The organism is Campylobacter sp. GB48, from assembly GCF_049221845.1.
In the GTDB taxonomy this organism is placed as follows: domain Bacteria; phylum Campylobacterota; class Campylobacteria; order Campylobacterales; family Campylobacteraceae; genus Campylobacter_D; species Campylobacter_D lari_C.
On record NZ_JBMJAR010000005.1, the window covers coordinates 57,434 to 81,896 of the forward strand.

A 24,463-nucleotide genomic window follows, 5' to 3' on the forward strand; every position below is an offset into this window, starting at 1 on the left:
TTACTTTCCTTTTGCAAATGGCACGCCAAATAATTCTAATAATTTTTGTGCCTCTTTATCTGATTTTGCTGTTGTAACGATAGAAATGTTCATACCATGAGTTCTTAAGATTTTATCATATTCAACTTCTGGGAACATTAACTGCTCATCTAAACCAAAGTTATAGTTTCCTCTTCCATCAAAACCATCTCTTGGAAGACCTCTAAAGTCTTTAACACGAGGAAGAGCTATAGTAATAAGCTTATCTAAGAAAGCATACATATTGTCTTTTCTTAATGTTACCATTACACCTACTGGGAAGCCTTCTCTCACTTTAAAACCAGCAACTGATTTTTTAGCTTTTGTGATAACTGCTTTTTGTCCAGCAATCAATGAAATAGTATCCGCAACATTTTGTAATACTTTTTGATCTTTTGCTAATTCCCCAGCACCTACACTGATTACAACTTTTTCAATAAAAGGAATAAGCATAGGATTTTTAATATCAAATTCTTTTACTAAAGCAGGTTTGATATTTTGATCATATTTTTCTTTCAATCTCATCATCTTATTCTCCTGCCTTTGCTACATTTGAAATATCCATTGGCATTTCTTTATTGATAAAACCGCCATTTGGATTTTTATCACTTGGCTTAACAGCTTTTTTAGCGATTTTACAACCCTCAACAATTACTTTATTTGTTTTAGGAAATACTGCTAAAACTTTACCTGTTTTACCTTTGTCATCGCCTGCGATAACTTTTACCATATCATTCTTTTTAATTTTTAATTTCATTACAACACCTCCGGTGCTAGTGAAACAATTTTCATAAAGCCACCATATCTTACTTCACGACCTACTGGTCCAAAAATACGCGTTCCGATAGGCTCTTTTTTAGCATCAAGAATAACTGCCGCATTTTCATCAAAACGAATTAAAGAACCATTATCTCTATGAATTTCTTTTTTAGTTCTAACGATAACTGCTTTTACCACTTGACCTTTTTTAACTTTACCATTTGGTAGAGCTTTTTTTACAGATGCAACGATTACATCACCAACAGTAGCGTATCTTCTTTTACTACCACCTAAAACCTTAATACACATTAATTCTTTTGCACCGCTATTATCAGCAACTGCAAGCCTAGTAAAACTTTGAATCATTACTCAACTCCTGCTGATACTATAGTTTTTAAGCGAAATGATTTTCTCTTAGAAAGTGGTCTACATTCAATAGCAACCACAGTATTTCCCACTTTAAGTTCATTTCTTTCATCATGAATTAAATATTTTTTAAAGCGTTTTACGATTTTTCTGTATTTTGGGTGAACCACTTTTCTTTCAACCAAAATTGTTGCTGTTTTATCTCCAGCAATTTGAACAACAACGCCTTGAATTTCTCTTTTAAATGCCATTTTCTATCCTTATTTTAAAGCGCTAATTGCAGTATTGATTCTAGCGATGTCTTTTTTAACTTCGCTAATCTCTTTAGGATTAGTTAGCTGCATTGTTTTTAGCTTTTGTCTTAAAGTAAATAAAAGCACCTTTTTTTCTTTTAGCATTGTTGCAAGCTCACCTGCTGTTTTATCTTTAATCTCAGTATATTTCATTTTGGCTCTCTCTTGTAACAAACTTAGTTTTAAATGGCAATTTGTGCATCGCTAAAGTTAAAGCTTGTCTTGCCATTTCTTCATTAACCCCTGCCATTTCATAAATAATACGACCTGGTTTAATGTTCATTACCCATTCCTCAACTGCACCTTTACCTTTACCCATACGAGTTTCTAAAGGTTTTTTAGTTAAAGGTTTATCTGGGAAAACTCTAATCCAAGTTTTACCTTGTCTTTTTACAAAACGAGTTAAAGCAATACGAGCTGCTTCGATTTGACGTGAATTGATACGGCCAGCTTCAGTTGCTTTTAGGGCAAAATCACCAAAAGTAAATTCAGTCCCTCTGTTGGCATAACCTCTGTTACGCCCTTTCATCATTTTACGATATTTTGTTCTTTTTGGCATTAACATGATTATTTACCTCTTCTTGCTCTTCTAGTTTTTTTAGCTGGAGCGTTTTCTTCGGTTTTTTCAGGTTGAACACCCTTTTGTAAAACTTCACCTTTAAAGATCCATACTTTAATACCTATGTTTCCATAAGTAGTGTGCGCTTCTGCAAAACCATAATCGATTTTTGCTCTTAAAGTGTGAAGTGGAACACGACCTTCTAGATACCATTCAGTTCTTGCCATTTCAGCACCACCCAAACGGCCTGAAACTGAAACTTTAATCCCTTTAGCACCTGCTTTTTGCGCTCCTTGAATTACTTTTTTCATTGCTCTTCTAAAAGCAATTCTTTTTTCAAGTTGAGTAGCAACACTTTCAGCTGCAAGCTGAGCTGAAGCACCCGCTTTTCTTTCTTCTTTGATGTTAATATTAACTTCTTTTTTGATTAAATCTTGAAGTTCTTTTCTTAAAATATCAACATCACTACCTTTTTTACCAATAATAATCCCTGGTCTTGCAGCTACAACAGTTACTCTTAATTTTTTCGCTGTTCTTTCTACAAGAATTTGGCTAATTCCTGCATAATAAAGTTTTCTTTTTAAGAAAGTTCTGATTTTATAATCTTCACCAATATTTTCTGCTAAATTAGCTTTTGTAGGAAACCATCTTGATTCCCAATTTCTATTAATTCCTAGTCTTAAACCAATCGGATTTACTTTTTGTCCCATATTAGCTTTCCTTTTTCACTGATGCTTTTTTAGCTTTTGTAGTTTTTTCAGCATTTGCTTCTACTTTACTAACTTCTACCAAAATGTGTGAAGTTGGCTTTCTAATACGACTAGCACTTCCTCTAGCTCTTGGTCTAAATCTTTTTAAAACCGCACCAGCATCAACACGACAACTTGAAACAACAACTTCATTTGCTTCAAATCCGCCATTTGCTACAGCACTTGAAATAGCATTTGCTATAAATTTAGCACCTTTATTTGGCATAAATTTCAAACTAGCTAATGCAAGCTCTGCATTCATACCTTGAACTTCTCTAGCAATCAATCTCGCTTTAGTTGGAGATAATCTTATGAATTTAATTAACGCTCTACTCATAAATCTCCCTTACTTACCTATTTTTTTCTGAACAGAGCCTTTGTGACCCTTAAATGTTCTAGTAGGTGCAAATTCACCTAATTTGTAACCGATATGATTTTCAGTAACATATACTGGAATAAAGCTTTTTCCATTATGAACATTAAAAGTTAAACCTATCATATCAGGTATAATAGTGCTGCGTCTTGACCAAGTTTTAATTGGCTTACCATCGTTAGCTTTTTTAGCAGCGATGACTTTTTTCATTACATGGTCATCAACAAAAGGACCTTTTTTTAGTGACCTAGCCATCTTACTTTCCTTTTCTTCTTGAAATTATTAGCTTATCGCTAGCTTTTTTACGGCGAGTTTTAGCACCTTTAGTTGGTTTACCCCATGGAGTAACTGGATGACGGCCTGAATTTTTCTTACCTTCACCCCCACCGTGCGGGTGATCAACTGGGTTCATCGCAGAACCTCTTGTTTGAGGACGAATACCTCTATGGCGATTTCTACCAGCTTTACCAATAGTCACGTTTGACCATTCTTCATTACCAACTTCACCGATACTTGCCATACATTCAGCTAAAACTTGTCTCATTTCACCGCTTGCAAGTCTTAAGATAACGTATTTTTCTTCTTTACCCATTAATTGAGCATAAGCACCTGCTGAACGGATCATTTGACCGCCTTTACCTGGCTTTAACTCGATATTGTGTACGATAGTACCCACTGGGATGTTTCTTAATTTCATTGCATTACCTGGTTTAATGTCAAGTCCGCTTTCAGCAGCACAAACAACATCACCAACACTTAAACCTTTTGGTTGCAAGATGTATCTTTTTTCACCATCTCTATAAGAGATTAATGCAATACGACAATTTCTATATGGATCGTACTCGATTGCTTCAACTTTACCTTCAATACCAAATTTTCTTCTTTTAAAATCTATAATTCTGTAAAGTTTTTTAGCACCTGCTTCTTTATGACGGCTTGTGATTCTACCATTATTGTTACGACCTGCATGAGCTGGAAGTTTTACAAGTAATGAACGCACACTAGCTTTTGCTGTGATATCATCAGAGCTTACACCTGTGATGTATCTTCTACTTGGAGTATATGGTTTATAAGTTTTAATTGCCATCTTATGCCTCCGAACTTTCTAAGCTCACACCTTCTGGTAGCTTAACATAGAATTTTTTAAAGCTATTTCTTTGACCTTCGCGACCTCTAAAACGCTTTACTTTTCCATCCATTTTTAAAGAATTAATTCTTACTGGAGTTACACCAAAATATTCTCTTAAAACTTCTTTTAGACCATTTTTAGTCATCTTTGGAGAAGTTTGAATAACTACAACACCTTGCTCTTGAAGGTTTAAGCTTTTTTCAGTGTAAAGTATTGTTTTTATATCAGTAATATCTGCCATTTTAACCCTCTTTTACGATAGATTCAAGCGCTGCTTTTTCAATGATAACAGCATTAAATACAGATACTAAATAAGCATTTACTTCGCTAATATCAACCACATAGCAATTTGCTAAGTTTCTAAAAGCAAGAAGTGTTTTTTCATCTAGTAAATCTTTTACAATTAAAGCATCTTTTAAACCAAGCTTTTTAATAACTGCATTTGCATCTTTTGTTTTACCGCTTTCAATGCTTAAACTATCTACTGAGAATAATGCATTGTTTTGTGCTTTATCAGCCAATGCTCTTTCAAGCGCTAAGCGTTTTTGTTTTTTATTAACTTTTTGGAAATAGTTACGATTGTTTGTAGGACCAAATGCCACAGCACCACCAACCCAAACATTCGTTCTTGTTGAACCTGCTCTTGCACCACCACGACCTTTTTGTCTCCATGGTTTTTTACCACCACCGCTTACATCGCTTCTACCTTTAGTATGAGCTGTGTTTGCTCTAAGGCTAGAAAGATAAGATTTTACATATAGATAAAGGTTGTGAGGATTAACTTCTGCATATTTTGCTGGAAGATCGAGTTCACTAGCTTTTTCAAATTTATCATTTAAAACAGTTACTTTACTCATTTTGCAATCCTTATTTTACCCATAGCACCATTAAATCCTGGTACCGCACCTTTTACTACTAAGATGCCATTTTCTTCATCAAATGAAACTACTTCATTTTTAACAGTAACTTTTACATTACCATAATGACCTGCCATTTTCATACCTGGTTGAACACGACCTGGCCATTCGCGGTTACCGATTGATCCGTGACGTCTGTGGAATCTTGAACCGTGACTTGCAGGACCTCCGGCAAATCCGTGTCTTTTAACAACCCCACTATAACCTCTACCTTTAGAATTAAAGCTTACTTTTAAGATAGAAGCTTCTTTTAAAGGATTAAGATCAATATCACCTGCTTCTGTGTTTGCTACTTCTAAAGAAGCAAATCTATTATATTCAGCTGAAAGATTGTATTTTTTTTGCTGACCTGCAATGCATTTATTATTTGCTTTGCCTTTTACATAAGCAACCAAAGCTTTTCCATTTTCTACTTCACATACTTTAGTTTGAACAAGTTTAAGTAAGGTTACAGGAATGCTTGGTGTGCTGATTGTTCTACTCATACCAATTTTTTCTACAATGTATTCCATATTCTATCCTTATTTACCCATAGCTCTTACTTCAACATTGACCTCTGGAGCCAAGTCAAGCTTAGTGAGTGAATCTACTGTATCTGGAGTAGCTGCTACAATATCAAGCATACGAGCATGAATTCTCATCTCAAATTGTTCGCGTGAATCTTTATTGATGTGTGGAGATTTCAAAACTGTGTATCTTTTGATTTTTGTAGGCATTGGCACTGGACCTCTGATGTCAGCACCTGTTCTTTTAACAGCTTCTACAATTGCTGCAACTGTGCGATCTAGAACTCTGTGGTCATAAGCTTTTAGCTTAAGCCTGATTCTTTCCATATTTTTTCCTTTGTAAAGAACTCGTTAGACTCATAAGAATCTAACCACCATATAAAATGATGTTGAGATTATATAAAAACATACTTTGCTATGTCAAGAAATTTATACATTTTTTTTAATTATTTTCCTTTTTAAAAGGATAAAAATAAAATTTTATAAATTTTACAAGATTTTTTATGCATTAAGAAAATCTAAGAAAAAATATAGTATGATTTCAAAATCTAAAAGGGGCATTAGCTCAGCTGGGAGAGCACAACGCTGGCAGCGTTGGGGTCAGCGGTTCGAACCCGCTATGCTCCACCATTTAGTATAAAGAAATCTATGAAATCACTACAATTTTTTTACGATAATTACCCAAAATTTCAAAAATTTGATGAAAGAAAAATTCAAATCCAAACTCATAAAAACATCATCATAAAAGGTGGTTTTGCAAGTGGTAAGAAAAATTTGATCTTAAATTTTTTGTCTTTATATAAAGCAGAAAATATACTTTTTATTGATTGTAATGATTTAAAATTTCAAGCAAGTGCTTTAATAAATTTAAATTCATTTTTAACTTATAATCCACAGATTAAATTTTTAGCACTTTGTAACTTTACTCATAATTTTGACTTTGCTAGTTTAAAACATCTTAATTTACAAATCATAATAAGTGTTTGTAATAGTAATTTTTGCTTAGATCAGTTTGAAGAACTTCATTTAGATTATTTAGACTTTGAAGAATTTTTAAGCCTAAATAAAAAATATACTGATACCAAAACAATGGTAAGTTATTTTTTACACACGGGACGCAATGTGATTTTAAATCACAACTTTAACACAAACTCATCATACTTGAAAAGCTTTTATACCCCATTAGAGCTTACTATACTTAAACAAATCGCCTTAGAGCTTGGGAGTGAATTTAGCGTTAATGAGTTATTAAAAACTCTAAAAAACAGTATAAAAATTTCCAAAGATACCTTATATAAAAGCATAGAAAAACTAGAATCAAACTACACTTTGTATTTTGTAAAAAATCTTGAAAAGAATTTAAAAAAAGTGTATTTTTGGGACTTTTCACTAAAAAATTCTCTAAGCATACAAAAAGACTTTAGCGCTTTGTTTGAAAATTTGATTTTAAGCGAATTATTTAAATTTAAACAAGAAATTTTTTATACTAAGCATTTTGATTTTTACTTACCAAGTCTTAAAAATGCATTTTTATGCTCACCTTTTAAAGATAAAGATTTAATTAGTTTAAAAGTCAAAAAAATCCTTAGTAAAAATCAACTTGCACTTTCGACTATTTATATCATCACGCTTTCGCAAAGAGATGAGTTTTTTATTGAAGGGGTGTGCGTGATGATTTTGCCTTTTGATGAGTGGGCCTTGGGTAATTAATCTAACTCATCAAGATTATGTTGCTCTATAATAGAAATAATAAGCTTGGTATAATTACTTTTAATTTCTGAGTATTTTTCTAAATGACTTGCCGCTTCTTTACCATCAAGTTTTTTATTTTCACTTATAGCATTCCATCTCCAAGCTCTAAATTCCTTATAAGCATCATGGCGATTTAAATTAAGCAAGTATGAATCCACACTTTCTTGTAAGCTATCAAATATACGAATTTTGTGAGTTTTACCCTCGCCTCTTTCCTTTGGGACCAAACCTTTTTCACCCCAAGTCCATTCTCCAAATAAATTATTTGCCTCTTTAGCAAAGCGACTTGTACCGGTTGCACTTTCAATAATAGCTTGAGCTATAGCTAAAGACTTTGGTGCCTTTTGGATACGCATTTGGTATTCTTTATGATCGTATAAATTTTTAACGCGATATTTTTCTTTTAAAGACCATAGTTTTTGCACAGCATTAGAATTTAGTTTTCTAAAATTATTCTTTAAAGCTTCCCTGAAAAAAATATCTATGAATTCTTTTTCATTTTCAATTTCTTTAAAAGAAACATCTAATAAAGCATTGATTTTTTTGATAAAAACTTCGCGCTTTTCTTTTATACTTAAAGTATAGTATTGCTCATCAAAACCTGCTACAAATTCGGCTTTTAAAAATAAGACACTACTAAGTAAAATTATAATCAGCTTCAAAACAGCACTTTACCTTTCCTCTAAAAAATATTTGATCCTCTTCTAATCTAAAATACAAACTTTCATTACTCTTTGGCTTTACCAAAATATCATCTTTAACTTTTTGATTTAAATACGCTAGATAAAAACAAGCCCCCATGCCCGTACCACAAGCTAAAGTCTCATCTTCCACCCCACGTTCATAAGTTCTAACTCTTATAAACTCATCATCTTCCACTTTAGCATAATTAACATTTGCATTATATTTTTTACGCACTTCTTTGCATAAATTTACATCAAATTCATTTAAATCATCAACAAAGGTTACTATGTGTGGAACTCCAGTATTACAGCCTTGCCAAATTCTACCTTTATACTCAAAAGCTTCTTTAGTATCCTTTACCCCGCTAAGTTTTATTTCAACTATATCATCATCAACAAAAGACTTTATAAGCCCTGCGCCGGTTAAGAAATTTAAATATTGAGATTTTTTTAAATAATGATGTACAAAATGAGCTGCCGCGCGTGAACCATTGCCACACATGCTTGCTTTGCTCCCATCGCAATTATAAAATTCCCATTCAAAATCATATCTATCATGAGGCACAACCACTATAAGCCCATCAGCACCTATGCCCTCATAGCGATTACAAAGAATTTTAGCCAATTCACTGCGATCTCTTTTTTCACTATCTGCAAATACCACAAAATCATTCCCACTAGCACAATACTTATAAAATTTCATTCATTACCTTTAAAGTGTGTTTTAAAAAATTTAGCACATTTTTCTCAAAATTTTCATAATCTGAAGTATTTTTTATCACAAAATCTGCTTTTTTTAGTTTTTCTTCTATATCAAGTTGCAAATTAATTCTTTTTAAAGCTTCATTTTCATCTAAATTATCTCTTTGCATTAGTCTTTGAAGTAAAATTTCTTTTGGAGTATAAACCAATATACTTTTTCCTAAATTATGATAGTGATTGTTTTCAAAAAATAAAGGTAGTTCTATAAAAAAAGCCTTATTTTTTTTATCTAAAATTTGGGCTTTTTGTAAAATAACTTCTTTGATTTTAGGATGTAAAAAATCTTCTAACTTTTTTTTGGCATTTAAATCATTAAATATAATAGCACCAAGTTTTTTTCTGTCTATTTTTCCTGCTATGATTAAATCATCATTATTAAAAATCTTAGCTATGGAATTTGCATTTTTATTTAAAAGCTCATGGGCTATCACATCTGCACTTAAAGTATCAAAACCCAAATTTTGAACTATTTTTATAAAGCTTGACTTTCCACCTGCTATACTTGAAGTTACAAAATAAGCATTTTGCATAATTTAGCCTTAAAACATTTTTAGTTAAAATACCTTTTAAATTCTTAAAGGAAGATAAATGAATATAAGCTATGAAGATGCGGGCGTAAGTATAGACAATGGTAATGCTTTTGTAGAAGCAATCAAGCCTTTAGTAAAAGAAACTTTTAATGAAAATGTTTTAGGTGGCATAGGCTCTTTTTCGGGTGCTTTTGCTATGCCAAGTGGTTTTAAAAATCCTGTTATGCTAGCAGCAACTGATGGAGTAGGTACGAAGTTGCGCCTTGCTATTGATAGTCAAAAATTTGACACCATAGGCGAGGACTTAGTAGCAATGTGCGTGAATGATTTAATTTGTAATTTTGCTACACCTTTGTTTTTTCTAGACTATTATGCAACTGCAAAGCTAGATGTAGAAGTAGCTAAAAAGGTTGTAGCAGGGATTGCTAATGGTTGTAAAAAAGCAAATTGTGCTTTAATAGGTGGAGAAACTGCCGAAATGCCTGGCATGTATCATAGCAATGATTTTGACTTAGCAGGTTTTTCAGTAGGTATGGCTGAAAAAGATGAGATAGATAGAAGAAATTTTGTAAAAAATGGAGATATTTTGCTAGCTCTACCTAGTAGTGGGCTTCATTCTAATGGATATTCTTTAGCTAGAAAAGTATTATTTGAAGCACAAAAGCTTAAATTTGATGATAAAATAGATGGTAAAAATTTAATCGATATTTTACTTGAACCTACAAGAATTTATGTAAAAGACTTTTTAAAATTAAAACCATTCATTAATGCACTAGCTCATATAACAGGCGGTGGTTTGGTAGAAAATTTACCTAGAGTTTTCCCAAGAGGAATAGGTGCAATCATCAGAAAACATCATTTAAAAACTCCTGAAATTTTTTATCAAATAGGCCAAAGTGTAGAAGAAGCTGAAATGTATAGAAGCTTTAACATGGGCGTGGGTTTAGTTATGGTAGTAGATCCATCTAATGTAGGAAAAGTTTTAGAAAGTTCAGATGCTTATGTAATAGGCGAAGTTGTGCTAAATGAAGGGGTTGTTTTAGAGTAATTTAACTTCCTAGAATTTACTTTAACGAGTTTGCTTAAAAAGGAGTTATTTTACTGTCTTTGTTAAACCCTGAATATTTTTTTGTTGTTTTATAATTTTATCTAAGCAAACTCTAGGAAATTAAATCATTTTCTTTAATTTATAGTAACATATAAAGATAAAAAAACCACCATAATCATAATAGTAATAAAAAATCTTTTTATACTTTGCTTCATTCCTTACCTTTAAAAAACCCTAGCTTAAAGCTAGGGTTAGTGTTAAAACTTATAACGAGCTTCTGCTTTAAATCCATAGTTAGCATCTGTATCATCTAAGAAGTAACGATTGGTTTCAAAGCTTAATTCTAAATTATCTTTAGCCTGAACTTTAAATCCTATAGCAGCATTTAAGAAACTATAATCATAATCTCCTTTTTTATAACGCCAAGTCCCCATTAAAGGATCTGAAAGTTTTCCATATTCAGCATCTGAAAAATACTTACCAAAGTCTGTTTTTAAATATACTAATGTTTTTTCATCATTATAATATTGACCTAAAAGCACAGAAGCAACAAGACCTAAATTTCTATAATCTTCATTATAGATTGAAATCTTATTAGATGTTTTAAATTTACTCTTAGCATAGTAAGTAAAATCAGCACCTATAGAACTATCTAAAAAAGCTCCTTTATTTAAATGAAGTTTTTTACCTAAAGCTGCAAATGCACTATAAGCAAATTGACTATAGTTTGAATTTATATCTCCACCATTGTATCTAGGATCATTAATAAAAGCAGTAGAAACATTTGTTTTTGCTTTGTAATGATCTAGATTAAATCCTGTTTCTATATAACTATCATCATGGAACATAAATGCAGAATAAAATCCTGTAGAAAAATTATTAATTTTAGAACTACCCAAACTATTTAAGTCAGAACTTAATCTTGCATACCCTGCATAAACCCCATTCATCATATCAAAGTTTTTAAAGCTTTTTTTCTCATCAAATCCATACTTACTTGAAGTATAAATGCTTGATATTTTTCTATCTCCATAAGCACTGCTGTGAAGATTTAGATGATTATTAGCACCTTGAACCCACATACCATAATTTTGATTATTGTCTTTTAAGATTCTAAATCTCTCACTTAAATCATTTCTTGATAATAAGTGCATTCTATTAACTAAAAATCCACTATCTGTTATAGCTCTTATGATTTCTGATGGATCTTGGATAACACCATTATCTCCACCTCCGCCACCATAGTTTTTATTAACAACTTCTATTTTTTCTAAGTCTATATTGCCTGTTTTATCATCTTGAGTAATAGTAGGGGTGATATAGTATCTTATAGCACCTTGATCTTTAGTGACTGTTGTATTAGAAGCTTGCAAATAACCTTCTAGTTTAAATTTATTTTTATCAGTGATTTGGCTAAGATCTACTAAGGTATGATCACCTGTAATGGTTTGAGAAATAGGGTTTTCATAAGTGAAGAAAATTCCAGCATCATCTAGTATTTCTATTTTAAAGTTTTTAATATCACTAAAATCTAATTCTTTAGTAATTTCAATGCTATCTCCTTTATTGTTTTTTAAATCTGTATAAAAACCAAAAGTAGCATCACCTTTTAAAGTAAATTTATCTGTACTGATTTTTCTATAATCTTGCATAGATTTAAGTTTATTTTCTTCTAAAGCACCAAAGTATAATTTAGAATTTTCCAAATAAGCACCATAAGCCTTAGAGCTATTATTATCTCCAATGCCTTGTTCTACTTTAGCACTTAAATTTAAGCTAGTTCCTACATTAATCAAAGAATTATTACTAGCATAAAGACTATAAGCTACTAACTTACTTTTATCATCTGAATTGGTACTAGATTCAACATGTATATTTTTAACACTATCATTAGAGCTAGTGATATTTAAAACTCCTCCATTTATAGCAACTAAACCAAGAGCATAAGATGCTCCATCTAAACCATCTAAGTATTGAGTTCCCCAAGCTGATTGTGTGTATTTGCTATCTTTATTAATTACAGTAGCATTGTGGATATTTCCTACTGTTCCTGCTTGACCACCTTTACCTGATTTAGTTTTTATATTTATATTAGCATCTAGATTGATATTTGAACTTGCTTTACTAGAAAAAGCGGCTATAGCTATAGCATCACCACCTCTTCCACCAGCACCACCATCGCCTGAAGTAATTTTATTAGTAGAGCCTTGATTGTATTTATGATCAGCCCCATCACCTAAACCACCATCAGCACCATTACCACCATCGCCTGCTGTGATATTTATTTGCATATCTTTGCTTATACTAGCATTATTAGCATTATTAAAGCCAAATACCCTAAAGCCTTCTCCATGGCCTCCAAAGCCACCATCGCCACCATTACCATAAAGATAAGCATCAGTTCCAGCTTCGCCATTAGTACCATTTTGGCCAGTTTTAGTAAATACTCCAGCATCTCCTATATGCATAAGGGTTTTATAGTTATAAGATTTACCATCTTTGCCATTTTTGCCATGATGATTTTCAACGATTTCTACCTTAGTTACTTTTAATTCACCTTCGTTTTTATAATCATTAAAAAATAACTCTACCCCATAGCGTCTGTTTTCAGTATCATAAGATCCACCACTACCACTTGAAGCAATTTCTACATCTTTAAGAGTGCCATTTTCACCTTTGATTAAAGTAATACCACCATTATCAAACTCAAATATTCCACTTTGTAGTTGTTCTTCTTCTAATTTTTTATTAATATAAGGATCTCTTATAGAAACAAATAATTTACCATTACCATCTGATTTAAACTCATTTACATTTAAAATATCTGCACCACCTGTAGTATGATTGATATTAAAAATCATAGTATTATCTTTTTCCAATACTACAGAATCATTAGTTTGGAATTTATGGAATTTATCAGTTTCACTAGAGTTTTTATTAAAATCTATATGAGCATTATTAAAAATTGCTCCTGAGGTATTATCATTAGCTTTATTAGTGGTAGTGGTTTGTATATTTACATTACCATCTATAGTTAAAAAAGAATCTTTAATATAAAAAGCACTTGCTCTAGATCCATCAGCTCCACTTGCATTAGCATTAATGATAAAATCTTTGTCGGATTTAAAAGTAAGATGAGAGCCATTGTTTATATATACTCCATATACTTCAGCCTTACCAGTACCTGAATTTGCACTAGCATTCATCGTAAAGCCATCTTTAGATGTAAGATTTAATTTAGAGCCATTATCTAAATATACTCCATAAATAACAGCATCACCATCTTTAGCATCTTCTCCATCTTTACCCTCATTAGCTACGCCACCTACAAACTTATCATCTATTAAGGTAAAACTACCATCTTCTGTATCTGCTTTGGTATGATCGCCTTTTTTACCACCTGTGCCACCTTTACCACCAGTAGCTTTTAAATCTAATTTACCATTTAAGGTAAGATTATAAGCTTGATTGCCATTTAATCCATTAGCATATATTCCAGCTATATATACATCACCACCAGCTCCGCCATTGCCACCATCTCCAGCTTTTACTCCGTTAAAATGATCAATTCCATCAGCCATAGCTCCATTAGCACCATTGCCACCATTACCACCTATAGCATCAATGTTAGCATTTTTATCAAAGATACTAAAAAGACTAGAACCACTAAGGCGATATGCTACTTGGAAAAGACTTTCTCCTTTACCACCATGGCCACCATTACCACCATTGCCATAAAGGATAGCATTAGTTCCATCTTTACCATCACCAGCATTATTTCCTGTAGTACTAGCTCTTACAGACTTATTATCATGGCTTAGTATATTAATATTTGCTTCATCAAAGCTAAGTCCATCATCTCCTTTTTTACCTTCTTTAGAGCGTTTTATGGTTAAACCACCTGAACTAAGATTTCCATTATCATTTTTTATTTTATAATCTGTCATATATCTAGTATCTTCTAAGTCAAAGCCTTTATTATCAAGACCTAGATTATAATCTTTTATACCGCTAATTAAGGCTTTATCCTCTCCATAGTTAAAATCTTTTGTTTGACCTTCTTCTAAAGATTTTTTTCCACTTTTTATATCTTTTACAAACTGATCTTCTATATTTATAGTAAGATCATCTTTAGTAGTATTTGCATTTTTAGTTATTTGTATAAAACCTACTTTATTATTTTCAATATCAGTATCTAAGATAAAGATATTTTCACCCTGTGTAGTTAAAATATCGCTGGTAAAAGTTTTACCTGCTTTAATATTTAAAGTACTATTACTAAAGTGTGCACCTTTTTGCTTAGAATCTAAATTAGCACTAGCTCCACTTGTAGATGAAGTAAGTTTTAAATCATCTAAAAGATTAATAGTAGAATTTGTAGCTTTTAGAGTATAAGCTTGACTTTCTGTACTTGTATTTCCACCATTTATAGAAGAGTTTATAGTTATAGTGCCATTATCACTATAGCTTTTTAAATTTAAGCTAGTATTTTCTAAGGTGAGGGCATTAGCTTTTAAATTATTACTTGTGTTTGTTGCTGTGGTCATCATGCTATCTAGTTTTAGGGTGTTATTTTCACCACCACTAAATTTCAAGCCCTGTGCATCAGCCCAGTTATTTCTAGCATTTGCACTAATATTAGCTGTTTTTATACCTATGTTTAGATTAGATTGGTTATTGATTTGAGTGTATTTTACATTAGCATTTCCATCAGTACCACCACTTCCATTAGCACCATTGCTACCACCAGCACCATTGCTACCATAAGCGCTATCTCTTCCAGAACCACCAGCGCCGCCACCACCAGCGCCACCAGCGCCACCAGCGCCACCTCCAGTTCCACCATTACCTGCATTAGCTTTTAAAGTAAGTGTTTGTATATCTATATCTTGTTGTATATTAGCAAGTTCTATAGTAGCACTACCACCGGTTCCACCATTGCCACCACGGCCACCATTTCCGCCATTGCCACCATTGCCACCATTGCCTGCAATAGCTTCTAAGTTTAAAGTAGTGATTTTATTTACATTGGCTAGATTTAAGCTTATATTAGAAGCTCCACCTGTGCCACCCCAGCCACCATTAGCTCCATGACCAGCATGACCTCCCCGGTTAGCATCACCACCACGGCCATTGTCATAATAATCATAGCCATCAGCTTCTCCCTTGCCACCTCCACCACCAGTGCCACCAGTTCCACCATTGCCTCCGTTTGCTCCATTTCCACCATTACCTGCTTTGTTGGTTATGGTTAGATTGTTTATAGTGGTGTTTGCTTGGCTAAAGTTTAGGCTTATTTTAGCTTCGCCTCCGCTAGCTCCAGCTCCACCAGCTCCACCAATGCCACCAGCTCCACCAGTGCCACCAGCGCCACCATTGTTGGAATGATCGGTTGGCAAAGCTGATGTATCTGCATCACCACCTCTTCCACCATTTCCTCCTGTGCCACCATTGCCACCATTGCCACCAAAGCCTCCAGAACCAGAAGTATTGTTTATGGTGATATTGCTAAGATTATTTTGAGTGAAATTTAAACTAAGTTCTGATTTGCCTCCAGCAGCTCCATTAGCTCCGGTAGATCCATTTCCTGCATTACCTGCATTACCACCAACATCAGCATTATTTCTGTTGTTATTACCAAATGAAGCATGACCTGCATGACCTCCGTTTCCACCATGACCTCCAGCACCACCATTGCCACCATTTCCTGCAGTGGAATTTAGAGTAAATGAAGTGGAAGTTATAGTAGCACCTAAATTTATACTAGAGCCTGTGCCTCCTGCTTTGCCTACAGAGCCAGCTCCGCCTGTGCCTCCATTACCTCCTTCGCAATTACCACCGTCGCGGACGGTGCAATTATACTTACCGGCTTCTACATGACGGTTAATTTTTCCATTACTACCTTGTCCGCCGCGACCTCCATCTCCGCCGCGACCTCCATTGCCACCAGTTCCACCTTTTATGGTAAAAGTATTATCACTTATAGTTTGATTGCCTGGGTTGTAGTTTTGTGCATTAGTGCCATTGGAGTTATTTCCTTGTCCGCCACCACCAGCACCTCCATCTTCTTTGTAAGCCCGCTTAGTATATGAGTATCCATAAGTATTCCCAATATATATTAGGTTATTTTCATGATCTTTACCAGCACCACCACCACTGGCATTGTTTCCAGCTTTTCCAGCTTCTAAATTTATATTTTGAGCAAAAATTTCATTTGTTATTAAAGGGTTTGAGGTAAAAAGTAAGCTTGCTAATATTAAAGAGAGTTTAATCTTAGAATTGCGATCCCCCCCCCATAGAATGAGTTATTAAACATTATTTTTTCCTTTTTTTGGTTTATATTTGATAGCAAATACTATACCAAATCCAATTCCCCCCCCCCATATATATAAATATACTTAGGGTTTTTTGGCATGGCTTGTATTAAAGGAATTTTAAATTATAAATTTAAATAAAATTTAAACTATGAGATAAAAACAAGCTCTTAGAATTTCTAAAAGCTTGTTGTGTTTTAGTTTAGTGGGTGAAGTTCGTTTGCGTAAAAACTTACTGAATTCATACCTTCTTTGATAGCCCATTCATAAGCTTTTGCCACAAATTCCCAGTTAATGTGTGCGTAGAATTTTTCTAAATACGCAGGACGTGCATTACGGTGATCTACATAGTACGCATGCTCCCATACATCAACTACTAAAAGCGGAATTTTACCTTCAGTGATAGGTGTAGCAGCATTGCTTGTAGCTACTAGTTCTAATTTTTGATTTTGAGTGTTATAAACTAACCAAAACCAACCAGAGCCAAATACCCCAGTAGCACCTTTGATAAATTCTTCTTTTAGATTTTCCATAGAACCAAAGTCTTTTTCAACTGCTGCTTTAAATTCAGCACTCAAAGAACAGCCGCAACCACAGCATGTTTTTGGCTTAATGCAATCAAAATAAAAGTCATGATTATACACTTGAGCAGCGTTGTTAAAAACTCCACCATTTGAATTTTGTATGATATAAACTAAATCTTTTCCTGCAAATTCAGTATCTTTTATAAGATTGTTTAGGTTATTTACATAAGTTTGATGGTGTTTACCGTGATGAAATGCGAAAGTTTCTGCGCTTAAAAAGTCTCCAAAAGCGTCTGCTTCATAAGGTAGTTTTCTTAATTCAAACATATTGTTCTCCTTTTTTAAATTTTATAACATTCTAACATAGTTAAATTAAAAAAGACTAAATGGGTCTTTATTTTTCAAAAAGTATTACTTTGCCTTGCTCTAAGCTTTTTGCTACATCGATAATGCGTTGGTTTTTACTACCTTTAAATTTTAAAGATAAGTCTTTTTGCTCTAAAATAAACTTACCATCTATTAAAATATCAGCCAAAACGAGTAATTCTTTCATGGATTTTTCTTGCACTAGCTCTTCATAAATAAAGCCTGTATATATAGTAAGATCAAGCCCTAAAGTCTTGATATGCTTTGCTAGAATGCTTAAATTTTTTGCTTGCATAAAAGGCTCTCCACCACTAAAAGTAACACCTTGAAGCAAAGGATTTTTACAAATCTCATCATACAAACTTGCTAAATCTTGTAAATACCCTTTGTTAAAATCGTGCGTTTGTGGGTTATGACAACCTTTGCAATGATGATGGCAGCCTTGAGTAAAAATCACATAACGCAAACCATAGCCATCTACTATGGATTCTTTTACAACACCAGCTAATCTAAGAAAAATCGTGTTTAATTCTTGCATGAACTTCAGCTTTTTTAGCATCATTAAAACGATCAAGTGTTCCTACTAAATAACCTGTGATTCTTCTTATGCGTTCGAATTTAATACCATTTTCTTTTCTGTGGCATTTTGGACAAAACTCATCTATCACACCACTATAACCACACACTGGATCCCTATCTAGTGGGAAATTAATCGAACCATAACCTATATTGTTTTCTTTCATACATTTTATAATGCGTTCAAAACTTTCTAAATTTTTACTCACATCGCCACTTAATTCCACATAAGTAATATGCCCACCATTATTTAGCTCATGATATGGAGCTTCTATTTGAATTTTATTATATATGCTAATAGGAAAATCCACAGGAATATGAAAAGAATTAGTATAAAAATCTTTATCGGTTATGCCTTTTAAAATGCCGTATTTTTTTTGATCTAGCTTTAAAAATCTTCCACTTAAACCCTCAGCCGGAGTAGCTATGAGTGAAAAATTCAGCTTATCTTTGAGTGCTTTTTCATCGACAAATTCACGCATAAAACGCACGATTTGCAAGCCAAGCTCCCTTGCTTCTTGGCTTTGTCCATGATGAGAACCTATCAAAGCTATTAAACTCTCACAAAGCCCTATATAGCCTATAGCCAAAGTCCCGTGTGCGATAACTTTCTCTACGCTATCATTTTCTTTTAAAGAATCTGAATCTATCCAAATTCCCTCGCCCATTAAAAATGGGAAATTTTTAACCTTTTTTAGACTTTGAATTTTGTATCTATGAAGTAATTGCTCATACACAAGTTCTAATTTTTCTTTTAAAAGTGAGTAAAAAAGCTCTAAATTTCCTTTAGCTTCTATGGCTAAACGCACAAGATTTATACTTGTAAAGCTTAAATTTCCCCTGCCACTTGTGATTTCTTTGCTCTCATCATAAACATTTGCCATAACTCTAGTTCTACAACCCATATAAGCTACTTCACTATTATAATCGCCCTTTTTATAGTATTTTGCATTAAAGCTTGCATCTAAAAAGCTAAAATTTGGAAAAAGTCTTTTAGAAGCACATTCTATGGCGAGTTTAAAAAGCTTGTAGTTTGGGTCTTTTTCATTATAATTAATGCCTTCTTTTACCTTAAAAATTTGTACAGGAAAAATCGGCGTTTCACTATTTCCTAAACCTCTCATCGTAGCTTTTAGTAAATTTTCTATTACCATTTGTCCTTCAAATGAAGTATCGGTACCATAATTTAGCGTGCTAAAAGGCACTTGGGCTCCTGCTCTTGAGTTCATAGTATTAAGATTATGTATTAAAGCTTCCATAGCTTGAAAAGTCACATCTTGTGTTTGCTTTAATGCTCTTTTATAAGCATAAGCATTGGCTTTTTCTAAAAAATTCTCATCACTATTTAATTCAAGCCCTAAAAGCTCCTTGAAGCATTTTTTTTGGCTTGAAGCTTGAAAATTAGCATTTTTAAAACACTGCTTGTCTAAACTTTGTTCTAATTTTATTTCAAAAAAAGCATTTATAGCCTTTTTATACTCTTTTTGAAAAGTCTTTGCCACACCTTTTGCCATGGCAAAATCAAAATTTGGTATAGACTGACCTCCATGCATTTCATTTTGATTAGCCTGCAAGGCAATGCAAGCTAAAGAAGCATAAGATCTGATATCATTTGGCTCACGCAAACTTCCATGCCCTGTACTAAAACCCTTTTCAAAAAGCTTCAATAAGTCTATTTGACAGCAAGTTTGTGTTAGCATATAAAAGTCTTTATCATGTATGTGTATATCACCGTTTTTGTGCGCATTTGCGATATGTTTTGGCAAAATACACTCATCTACATAGTATTTTGCGCCTTCTGAACCATATTTTAACATCATACCCATAGCACTATCTGAATTAATATTTGCATTTTCTCTTTTTAAATCAGCTTCTTTAGAATCTTTAAAAGTTAAATCATCATACAAACTTAGCAAATCATAGCTACCATTGCGAATTTGTGTTCTTTTTTGGCGATATAAAATATAAGATTTTGCAGTATTGATTAAGGTATTTTTTATTAAAACTTCTTCAACTTTATCTTGAATTTGCTCTACTTGCGTGTGTTTTTCATCAAGCAAAGCCACAACCTCATCGCAAAGTTTATCTAAAAAATCATTATTTAATTTTTCATCTGTGGAATTTATATTGGCTTTGAAAATAGCATTTTTGATTTTAAAAATATCAAATGCAACTTGACTTTTATCTCTTTTTATAATAAATTTTATTTTCATGGAAATTTTCCTAAAAAATAATCTCTAAGTACTACAAAACAGTACTTTGAAAAGATAAGTTTAGTACAAAAAGTTGATGAGAAACTTAAAAAGATAAAAGAAAAATTCACACAAAAAATGTGTGAATTTTGTTTATTCTAACTCTATACATTTTACGATATAAATTTTTATCAAGACCGCGATTTCCAAATCTAATTTCATTAGAAGTTTTCAGATTTAATAAAGAATGATTGGATTTAATACAATTAAATTTTTAATAAAAAATACTATGGAAGAAAACATAGGGTGGTGACCCATACGAGACTCGAACTCGTGTTACCGCCGTGAAAGGGCGATGTCCTAACCGCTAGACGAATGGGCCACTTTGCAGTTTCATTTTTATGAAATAAAAATTATATCTATGTTTTACTTAATAAATAATTAATTTGTTATTTTATATAAAAATATATAATTTCACCCTATTAAGTAGTCAAGGAAAAAAATGGATATTTTGAGCTTAATTGTTTTGTCTTTTGCTTTAGCAGCAGATGCTTTTGCGGTTTCACTATGCAAAGGCTTTAGTGTTAAAGAATTAAAATTAAGACATTATTTAATAGTTGGACTATATTTTGGTGGTTTTCAAGCTTTAATGCCGACTATTGGATATATTTTAGGTTCTTCTTTTGGTTCTTTTGTAGAAAAAATTGATCATTGGATTGCTTTTATTCTTCTTAGTATTATAGGCGGTAAAATGATACAGGAATCTTTCAAAAAGGATAGTTGTAAAGAAAATTCAAATTTATTTGATTTCAAAACCATGATAGCTCTTGCTATTGCCACTAGTATTGATGCGCTTGCCGTTGGAGTAAGTTTTGCATTTTTAAAAGTGGATTTATTTATGGCGTTGATATGTATAGGTGTAATCACTTTCATGATGTGTATTCTAGCTTTAAAAATAGGTAGCAAATTCGGCATCTATCTCAAAAGTAAAGCCGAATTTCTAGGTGGTGTAATTTTAATTTTACTAGCAGTTAAAATTTTATTTGAACATTTATCCTAAATATCTATTTCTATCCCTACAGGAGCATGATCTGAACCAAAAATATCATCTCTTATGAAGGCATTTTTAAGCTTATCTTTTAAGCCATTAGAAATGAAAAAATAATCAATCCTCCAACCTACATTTCTTTCTCTTGCCTTCATTCTATAGCTCCACCACGAATACTTTTCTTTAATATCGCCATTTATATGTCTAAAAGTATCAATAAAGCCTAATTTTAGCAAATCATCTATCCAAGCACGCTCAATCGGTAAAAAACCTGAAGTTTTTTCATTGGCTTTTGGATGGGTTAAGTCTATCTCACGGTGAGCAGTATTTACATCTCCACATATGATGATTTCTTTACCTTCTTTTAAAAGCTTATCTAAATACACTAAAAAATCATTATAAAATTTCATTTTAAAGTTTAAACGCTCTTCATCTTTTTGACCATTTGGAAAGTAGATATTAAACAAAACTACATTTTTAAAGCTATGTTCTAAAACCCTACCTTCATCATCATCAAAAAACTCACATTTTTTTACCTCACAATCAAAATTACACAAGCTCATTACACCTGAATACCCTGCTCTTTTGGCACTATTTGAATACATATGTTTAAAAGGATACTCATAAATTCTTTTTGGAAATTTATCCTCGTGTGCTTTGATTTCTTGAAAACCTATAAAATCGATTTCTTCTTTTTCAATCCAATCAAGTGCATTTTTATCACAAATTGCCCTTAGGCCATTTACATTCCATGATAACAATTTCATAATTTAATCCTTAAACTTACAAAAGTAAAATCATACCATAAAGATATTAAGTTAACCATTTTTATTTATAATTAAATCTTAACTTTGAAAGGAACTTATGAAAATTTTCAATATATCATGGCTTAAATTTATTATTTTAGGCGCTTTTTATATAACTAGTATTAACCTAAAATTGTTTTCTTATATTCATGAAAATTTACATCCTTACAATAATGACATTTCCATTATTTTATATATATTTATATACTTTACACTATTAGTTGGAATTTTTGCTTTATTGTTTTTACCTTATCTTAGCAAAATTTTAATGATTTTTTTAATAGGCGTAAGCTCAATTAGTAGTTATTTTATGATCAATTATGGTGTCATTATAGATCATGATATGATTAGAAATGCTATACAGACTGATCAAAAAGAAGTATCTGATTTACTTCATTTTAATATCTTTGTTTATATATTTTTTACTTTTATGATTCCAACATTTTTAATTATAAAAGCTAAAATAGAATATCACAATATCAAAAAGCATTTAATTATCAAATTTAGTACTTTTATTGTTGCTTTTATTGTTGCTTTTGGATTACTTGGAATTTTTTCAAAAAGCATTGTACCATTTTTAAGAACTTATAATGAAGTAAGAGTTTATAACACTCCTTTTTATCAAATTTATTCAGCAATTAAGTATATAAAATTAGAAGTCATTCCAAAAAAAGAACTTCAAAATATAGCCTTAGATGCGAAAATGGAAAAAGATTTGAACAAAACTATGATTTTAGTCATAGGAGAAACCGCTAGAGCAAACAACTATTCTTTAGGTGGTTATACTAAAAATGATACTAATTTTTATACTAAAAATGAACCCAATTTAGTATATTTCAATAATGTAAGCTCATGCGGAACAGCAACTGCTAGAAGTTTACCTTGTATGTTTTCAAGACATAAAAGAACTACTTTTGATAACAGTCTTTATGAAGAAAATGCTTTAGATGTTTTACAAAGAGTTGGAGTCCAAAGCGTTTGGCTTGGAAATAATTCTGGAGGTTGCAAAGGAAATTGCGATCGTATAAAACATAAACTAATTTCAAAAGATTACGATGAAAACTTGCTTGAACTTGTAAAAGAACAATTACAAAGTCCATATTCAAGTAAAATTATAGTCGTTCATTTACAAGGTTCTCATGGGCCAGCTTATTTCAAGCGCTATCCAAATGAGTTTAAAAAATTTACACCAACTTGTGATACAAATGAATTGCAACAATGTTCACAAGAAGAATTAACCAATACTTATGACAACACCTTACTTTATACAGATTTTATCATAAAAAATCTTATTGATTTACTCAAACAAAGTCCTATACAAAATGCTTCATTGTTATACATATCAGACCATGGAGAAAGTTTAGGGGAAAATGGAATTTATCTTCATGGAATGCCATATTTCATAGCACCAAAAGAACAAACCCATATTCCTATGATTCTTTGGAGTAAAGATAATAATCTAATCCAAGAATTACAAAAAAAGAAAAATTATAAATTATCTCAAGATAATATTTTTTCAAGTTTATTAGGATATTTTAATACTCAAACTAAAGAATATGAAGAAAACTATGACTTATATAGTAAAAATTTAAAGGAAAATCCTTAATGAAACCAAAGTATTCTTTATTTAAAAATGCAAGCTATGCCCTAAGTGGAATTAAATTTTTACTCAAGGATGAAATGGCTTTTAAGATAGAATTTGCCATTATTTTACCTTTGATTTTTACAAGTTTATTTTTCCCTATAAGTTTTTTAGAGCATTTTACGCTTGTATTTGTTTTAGTGCTAATTTTAATCATAGAAGCACTAAATTCTGCCATGGAAGCTTGTGTGGATCTTTGCACGAGCGAATTTCATATCTTAGCTAAAAAAGCAAAAGATTGCGCGAGTGCTGGGGTGTTTTTTAGCGTGGCTTTAGCTATAATTACTTGGAGTTTTATTCTTTTTGATTTGGTTAAAGAATGGATGATAAAGTAAAAACACTATGCGCGAAAATATTTGGTAAAAAACGCTTTGAAATTTTAGAATTTTTAGCCCTTCATGCTGATGATGATGGCTTTGTCTTTACAAACATAGAAGAACTTTCTAAAAGGTTAAATATCAGCAAACCTACCATCATTTCTACTTTTAAATTTTTAGAAGAAAAGGCTTTGCTCGAGAAACTCAAAAATGGCTTATATAAACTCAAATAGG

At 32.1% G+C, this 24,463-nt stretch carries 30 protein-coding genes and 2 tRNA genes; 8 read left to right on the forward strand and 24 right to left on the reverse strand.

Translation table 11 applies throughout. The features are described from left to right. Genes rplE through rpsJ form a run of 14 tightly spaced genes read right to left on the reverse strand, consistent with a single transcriptional unit; the run spans position 1 to position 5,996 of the window. Positions 1-546, reverse strand: a complete 546-nt coding sequence (gene rplE, locus ACOTVC_RS04205; protein WP_039617150.1) for a 50S ribosomal protein L5 — start codon at positions 544-546, stop codon at positions 1-3. A 1-nt stretch (position 547) separates the two neighbouring features. After that, positions 548-775 carry a 50S ribosomal protein L24 gene (gene rplX / locus ACOTVC_RS04210; protein ID WP_012660822.1) on the reverse strand — a complete coding sequence of 76 codons (228 nt, stop codon included), beginning with the start codon at positions 773-775 and terminating at the stop codon, positions 548-550. Then, the gene (rplN, locus tag ACOTVC_RS04215; RefSeq protein WP_214115226.1) at positions 775-1,143 is read right to left on the reverse strand and encodes a 50S ribosomal protein L14; all 369 of its coding nucleotides are present in this window, start codon (positions 1,141-1,143) and stop codon (positions 775-777) included. The genes rplX and rplN overlap by 1 nt, the downstream gene beginning before the upstream one ends. Next, positions 1,143-1,394, reverse strand: coding sequence for a 30S ribosomal protein S17 (rpsQ, locus tag ACOTVC_RS04220; RefSeq protein ID WP_039617148.1), 252 nt, complete (start codon positions 1,392-1,394; stop codon positions 1,143-1,145). The genes rplN and rpsQ overlap by 1 nt, the downstream gene beginning before the upstream one ends. Before the next feature lie 9 nt (positions 1,395-1,403). After that, positions 1,404-1,589, reverse strand: coding sequence for a 50S ribosomal protein L29 (rpmC, locus tag ACOTVC_RS04225; RefSeq protein WP_012660819.1), 186 nt, complete (start codon positions 1,587-1,589; stop codon positions 1,404-1,406). Further along, entirely contained in the window at positions 1,576-2,001 is a 426-nt protein-coding gene (gene rplP / locus ACOTVC_RS04230) for a 50S ribosomal protein L16 (RefSeq protein ID WP_012660818.1), read from the reverse strand. Before rplP ends, rpmC begins: the two co-directional genes overlap by 14 nt. Before the next feature lie 2 nt (positions 2,002-2,003). Then, positions 2,004-2,705 carry a 30S ribosomal protein S3 gene (gene rpsC / locus ACOTVC_RS04235; RefSeq protein ID WP_039617145.1) on the reverse strand — a complete coding sequence of 234 codons (702 nt, stop codon included), beginning with the start codon at positions 2,703-2,705 and terminating at the stop codon, positions 2,004-2,006. Position 2,706: 1 nt separating this feature from the next. Continuing rightward, complete coding sequence (gene rplV / locus ACOTVC_RS04240) at positions 2,707-3,081, reverse strand: 50S ribosomal protein L22 (RefSeq protein ID WP_039640497.1); 375 nt, start codon at positions 3,079-3,081, stop codon at positions 2,707-2,709. 9 nt (positions 3,082-3,090) lie between these two features. Then, a complete protein-coding gene (gene rpsS / locus ACOTVC_RS04245; protein WP_039617142.1) occupies positions 3,091-3,372 on the reverse strand; it encodes a 30S ribosomal protein S19 in 282 nt (93 codons plus the stop codon). Between the two features lies 1 nt (position 3,373). Continuing rightward, positions 3,374-4,204, reverse strand: a complete 831-nt coding sequence (rplB, locus tag ACOTVC_RS04250; RefSeq protein ID WP_039617141.1) for a 50S ribosomal protein L2 — start codon at positions 4,202-4,204, stop codon at positions 3,374-3,376. 1 nt (position 4,205) lies between these two features. Next, on the reverse strand, positions 4,206-4,487 hold the full coding sequence (locus ACOTVC_RS04255) for a 50S ribosomal protein L23 (protein ID WP_039617139.1): 282 nt from the start codon (positions 4,485-4,487) through the stop codon (positions 4,206-4,208). Position 4,488: 1 nt separating this feature from the next. After that, positions 4,489-5,103: a 50S ribosomal protein L4 gene (gene rplD, locus ACOTVC_RS04260; protein ID WP_421627789.1), complete on the reverse strand. Its 615-nt coding sequence runs from the start codon at positions 5,101-5,103 to the stop codon at positions 4,489-4,491. Next, entirely contained in the window at positions 5,100-5,675 is a 576-nt protein-coding gene (rplC, locus tag ACOTVC_RS04265; protein WP_012660811.1) for a 50S ribosomal protein L3, read from the reverse strand. The genes rplD and rplC overlap by 4 nt, the downstream gene beginning before the upstream one ends. A 9-nt stretch (positions 5,676-5,684) precedes the next feature. Next, a complete protein-coding gene (gene rpsJ, locus ACOTVC_RS04270; RefSeq protein WP_012660810.1) occupies positions 5,685-5,996 on the reverse strand; it encodes a 30S ribosomal protein S10 in 312 nt (103 codons plus the stop codon). A 227-nt stretch (positions 5,997-6,223) separates the two neighbouring features. On the opposite strand from rpsJ, the gene ACOTVC_RS04275 reads away from it, so the two are divergent. Next, positions 6,224-6,299, forward strand: a tRNA-Ala gene (locus ACOTVC_RS04275). An 18-nt stretch (positions 6,300-6,317) separates the two neighbouring features. Next, positions 6,318-7,379, forward strand: a complete 1,062-nt coding sequence (locus ACOTVC_RS04280) for an ATP-binding protein (RefSeq protein ID WP_421627791.1) — start codon at positions 6,318-6,320, stop codon at positions 7,377-7,379. Here ACOTVC_RS04280 and ACOTVC_RS04285 read toward each other — a convergent pair. From ACOTVC_RS04285 to coaE, 3 genes are read right to left on the reverse strand one after another with little or no spacing between them, the layout of a single operon-like run. Beyond that, a complete protein-coding gene (locus tag ACOTVC_RS04285; RefSeq protein ID WP_421627793.1) occupies positions 7,376-8,083 on the reverse strand; it encodes a glucosaminidase domain-containing protein in 708 nt (235 codons plus the stop codon). The genes ACOTVC_RS04280 and ACOTVC_RS04285 overlap by 4 nt on opposite strands. Further along, positions 8,058-8,807, reverse strand: coding sequence for a diaminopimelate epimerase (gene dapF, locus ACOTVC_RS04290; RefSeq protein WP_421627795.1), 750 nt, complete (start codon positions 8,805-8,807; stop codon positions 8,058-8,060). Before dapF ends, ACOTVC_RS04285 begins: the two co-directional genes overlap by 26 nt. Further along, positions 8,794-9,396, reverse strand: a complete 603-nt coding sequence (gene coaE / locus ACOTVC_RS04295) for a dephospho-CoA kinase (protein WP_214097816.1) — start codon at positions 9,394-9,396, stop codon at positions 8,794-8,796. Before coaE ends, dapF begins: the two co-directional genes overlap by 14 nt. A gap of 58 nt (positions 9,397-9,454) precedes the next feature. Here coaE and purM point away from each other — a divergent pair, with 58 nt between their 5' ends. Continuing rightward, positions 9,455-10,444 (forward strand): phosphoribosylformylglycinamidine cyclo-ligase, encoded by a 990-nt coding sequence (gene purM / locus ACOTVC_RS04300; RefSeq protein WP_220555150.1) that lies wholly within the window; start codon positions 9,455-9,457, stop codon positions 10,442-10,444. Positions 10,445-10,701: 257 nt separating this feature from the next. Here the strand turns inward: purM and ACOTVC_RS04305 are convergent, their stop codons facing one another. Then, positions 10,702-15,843: an autotransporter outer membrane beta-barrel domain-containing protein gene (locus tag ACOTVC_RS04305; protein WP_421627797.1), complete on the reverse strand. Its 5,142-nt coding sequence runs from the start codon at positions 15,841-15,843 to the stop codon at positions 10,702-10,704. 131 nt (positions 15,844-15,974) lie between these two features. Further along, complete coding sequence (locus ACOTVC_RS04310) at positions 15,975-16,148, reverse strand: hypothetical protein (RefSeq protein ID WP_421627799.1); 174 nt, start codon at positions 16,146-16,148, stop codon at positions 15,975-15,977. Here ACOTVC_RS04310 and ACOTVC_RS04315 point away from each other — a divergent pair. Next, the gene (locus tag ACOTVC_RS04315) at positions 16,139-16,324 is read left to right on the forward strand and encodes a hypothetical protein (RefSeq protein WP_421627800.1); all 186 of its coding nucleotides are present in this window, start codon (positions 16,139-16,141) and stop codon (positions 16,322-16,324) included. The genes ACOTVC_RS04310 and ACOTVC_RS04315 overlap by 10 nt on opposite strands. Positions 16,325-16,955: 631 nt before the next feature. Here the strand turns inward: ACOTVC_RS04315 and sodB are convergent. The 4 genes from sodB to ACOTVC_RS04335 all read right to left on the reverse strand — a co-directional run bounded on the left by sodB (position 16,956) and on the right by ACOTVC_RS04335 (position 20,798). Beyond that, positions 16,956-17,609 (reverse strand): superoxide dismutase [Fe], encoded by a 654-nt coding sequence (gene sodB / locus ACOTVC_RS04320; RefSeq protein WP_263689614.1) that lies wholly within the window; start codon positions 17,607-17,609, stop codon positions 16,956-16,958. A 67-nt stretch (positions 17,610-17,676) separates the two neighbouring features. Beyond that, positions 17,677-18,186: an anaerobic ribonucleoside-triphosphate reductase activating protein gene (nrdG, locus tag ACOTVC_RS04325; protein ID WP_250323757.1), complete on the reverse strand. Its 510-nt coding sequence runs from the start codon at positions 18,184-18,186 to the stop codon at positions 17,677-17,679. Further along, entirely contained in the window at positions 18,158-20,437 is a 2,280-nt protein-coding gene (locus tag ACOTVC_RS04330; protein ID WP_421627802.1) for an anaerobic ribonucleoside triphosphate reductase, read from the reverse strand. The genes nrdG and ACOTVC_RS04330 overlap by 29 nt, the downstream gene beginning before the upstream one ends. A 286-nt stretch (positions 20,438-20,723) precedes the next feature. Beyond that, positions 20,724-20,798 (reverse strand) — tRNA-Glu (locus ACOTVC_RS04335). Between the two features lie 120 nt (positions 20,799-20,918). Here ACOTVC_RS04335 and ACOTVC_RS04340 point away from each other — a divergent pair. Continuing rightward, the gene (locus ACOTVC_RS04340; protein ID WP_421627804.1) at positions 20,919-21,476 is read left to right on the forward strand and encodes a manganese efflux pump MntP family protein; all 558 of its coding nucleotides are present in this window, start codon (positions 20,919-20,921) and stop codon (positions 21,474-21,476) included. On the opposite strand, the gene ACOTVC_RS04345 is transcribed toward ACOTVC_RS04340, so the two are convergent. Further along, positions 21,473-22,231: an exodeoxyribonuclease III gene (locus ACOTVC_RS04345; RefSeq protein ID WP_087684892.1), complete on the reverse strand. Its 759-nt coding sequence runs from the start codon at positions 22,229-22,231 to the stop codon at positions 21,473-21,475. The genes ACOTVC_RS04340 and ACOTVC_RS04345 overlap by 4 nt on opposite strands. A gap of 97 nt (positions 22,232-22,328) precedes the next feature. Here ACOTVC_RS04345 and ACOTVC_RS04350 point away from each other — a divergent pair, with 97 nt between their 5' ends. The 3 genes from ACOTVC_RS04350 to ACOTVC_RS04360 are packed head-to-tail and all read left to right on the forward strand — an operon-like array spanning position 22,329 to position 24,462. Continuing rightward, positions 22,329-23,876, forward strand: coding sequence for a phosphoethanolamine transferase (locus tag ACOTVC_RS04350; protein WP_214099299.1), 1,548 nt, complete (start codon positions 22,329-22,331; stop codon positions 23,874-23,876). Continuing rightward, entirely contained in the window at positions 23,876-24,247 is a 372-nt protein-coding gene (locus ACOTVC_RS04355) for a diacylglycerol kinase (RefSeq protein WP_087684890.1), read from the forward strand. Before ACOTVC_RS04350 ends, ACOTVC_RS04355 begins: the two co-directional genes overlap by 1 nt. After that, positions 24,232-24,462: a helix-turn-helix domain-containing protein gene (locus tag ACOTVC_RS04360; protein ID WP_039640467.1), complete on the forward strand. Its 231-nt coding sequence runs from the start codon at positions 24,232-24,234 to the stop codon at positions 24,460-24,462. Before ACOTVC_RS04355 ends, ACOTVC_RS04360 begins: the two co-directional genes overlap by 16 nt. Position 24,463: the final 1 nt, after the last annotated feature.

Bases quoted from the DNA above. Each gene is read 5' to 3' on its own strand.
- rplE (WP_039617150.1), bottom strand. From the start codon at position 546: ATGATGAGATTGAAAGAAAAATATGATCAAAATATCAAACCTGCTTTA.
- rplX (WP_012660822.1), bottom strand. From the start codon at position 775: ATGAAATTAAAAATTAAAAAGAATGATATGGTAAAAGTTATCGCAGGC.
- rplN (WP_214115226.1), bottom strand. From the start codon at position 1,143: ATGATTCAAAGTTTTACTAGGCTTGCAGTTGCTGATAATAGCGGTGCA.
- rpsQ (WP_039617148.1), bottom strand. From the start codon at position 1,394: ATGGCATTTAAAAGAGAAATTCAAGGCGTTGTTGTTCAAATTGCTGGA.
- rpmC (WP_012660819.1), bottom strand. From the start codon at position 1,589: ATGAAATATACTGAGATTAAAGATAAAACAGCAGGTGAGCTTGCAACA.
- rplP (WP_012660818.1), bottom strand. From the start codon at position 2,001: ATGTTAATGCCAAAAAGAACAAAATATCGTAAAATGATGAAAGGGCGT.
- rpsC (WP_039617145.1), bottom strand. From the start codon at position 2,705: ATGGGACAAAAAGTAAATCCGATTGGTTTAAGACTAGGAATTAATAGA.
- rplV (WP_039640497.1), bottom strand. From the start codon at position 3,081: ATGAGTAGAGCGTTAATTAAATTCATAAGATTATCTCCAACTAAAGCG.
- rpsS (WP_039617142.1), bottom strand. From the start codon at position 3,372: ATGGCTAGGTCACTAAAAAAAGGTCCTTTTGTTGATGACCATGTAATG.
- rplB (WP_039617141.1), bottom strand. From the start codon at position 4,204: ATGGCAATTAAAACTTATAAACCATATACTCCAAGTAGAAGATACATC.
- ACOTVC_RS04255 (WP_039617139.1), bottom strand. From the start codon at position 4,487: ATGGCAGATATTACTGATATAAAAACAATACTTTACACTGAAAAAAGC.
- rplD (WP_421627789.1), bottom strand. From the start codon at position 5,103: ATGAGTAAAGTAACTGTTTTAAATGATAAATTTGAAAAAGCTAGTGAA.
- rplC (WP_012660811.1), bottom strand. From the start codon at position 5,675: ATGGAATACATTGTAGAAAAAATTGGTATGAGTAGAACAATCAGCACA.
- rpsJ (WP_012660810.1), bottom strand. From the start codon at position 5,996: ATGGAAAGAATCAGGCTTAAGCTAAAAGCTTATGACCACAGAGTTCTA.
- ACOTVC_RS04280 (WP_421627791.1), top strand. From the start codon at position 6,318: ATGAAATCACTACAATTTTTTTACGATAATTACCCAAAATTTCAAAAA.
- dapF (WP_421627795.1), bottom strand. From the start codon at position 8,807: ATGAAATTTTATAAGTATTGTGCTAGTGGGAATGATTTTGTGGTATTT.
- coaE (WP_214097816.1), bottom strand. From the start codon at position 9,396: ATGCAAAATGCTTATTTTGTAACTTCAAGTATAGCAGGTGGAAAGTCA.
- purM (WP_220555150.1), top strand. From the start codon at position 9,455: ATGAATATAAGCTATGAAGATGCGGGCGTAAGTATAGACAATGGTAAT.
- ACOTVC_RS04310 (WP_421627799.1), bottom strand. From the start codon at position 16,148: ATGGTGGCAATGGTGGTGCTGGAGGTCATGGTGGAAACGGAGGTCATG.
- sodB (WP_263689614.1), bottom strand. From the start codon at position 17,609: ATGTTTGAATTAAGAAAACTACCTTATGAAGCAGACGCTTTTGGAGAC.
- nrdG (WP_250323757.1), bottom strand. From the start codon at position 18,186: ATGCAAGAATTAAACACGATTTTTCTTAGATTAGCTGGTGTTGTAAAA.
- ACOTVC_RS04330 (WP_421627802.1), bottom strand. From the start codon at position 20,437: ATGAAAATAAAATTTATTATAAAAAGAGATAAAAGTCAAGTTGCATTT.
- ACOTVC_RS04340 (WP_421627804.1), top strand. From the start codon at position 20,919: ATGGATATTTTGAGCTTAATTGTTTTGTCTTTTGCTTTAGCAGCAGAT.
- ACOTVC_RS04345 (WP_087684892.1), bottom strand. From the start codon at position 22,231: ATGAAATTGTTATCATGGAATGTAAATGGCCTAAGGGCAATTTGTGAT.
- ACOTVC_RS04350 (WP_214099299.1), top strand. From the start codon at position 22,329: ATGAAAATTTTCAATATATCATGGCTTAAATTTATTATTTTAGGCGCT.
- ACOTVC_RS04355 (WP_087684890.1), top strand. From the start codon at position 23,876: ATGAAACCAAAGTATTCTTTATTTAAAAATGCAAGCTATGCCCTAAGT.
- ACOTVC_RS04360 (WP_039640467.1), top strand. From the start codon at position 24,232: ATGGATGATAAAGTAAAAACACTATGCGCGAAAATATTTGGTAAAAAA.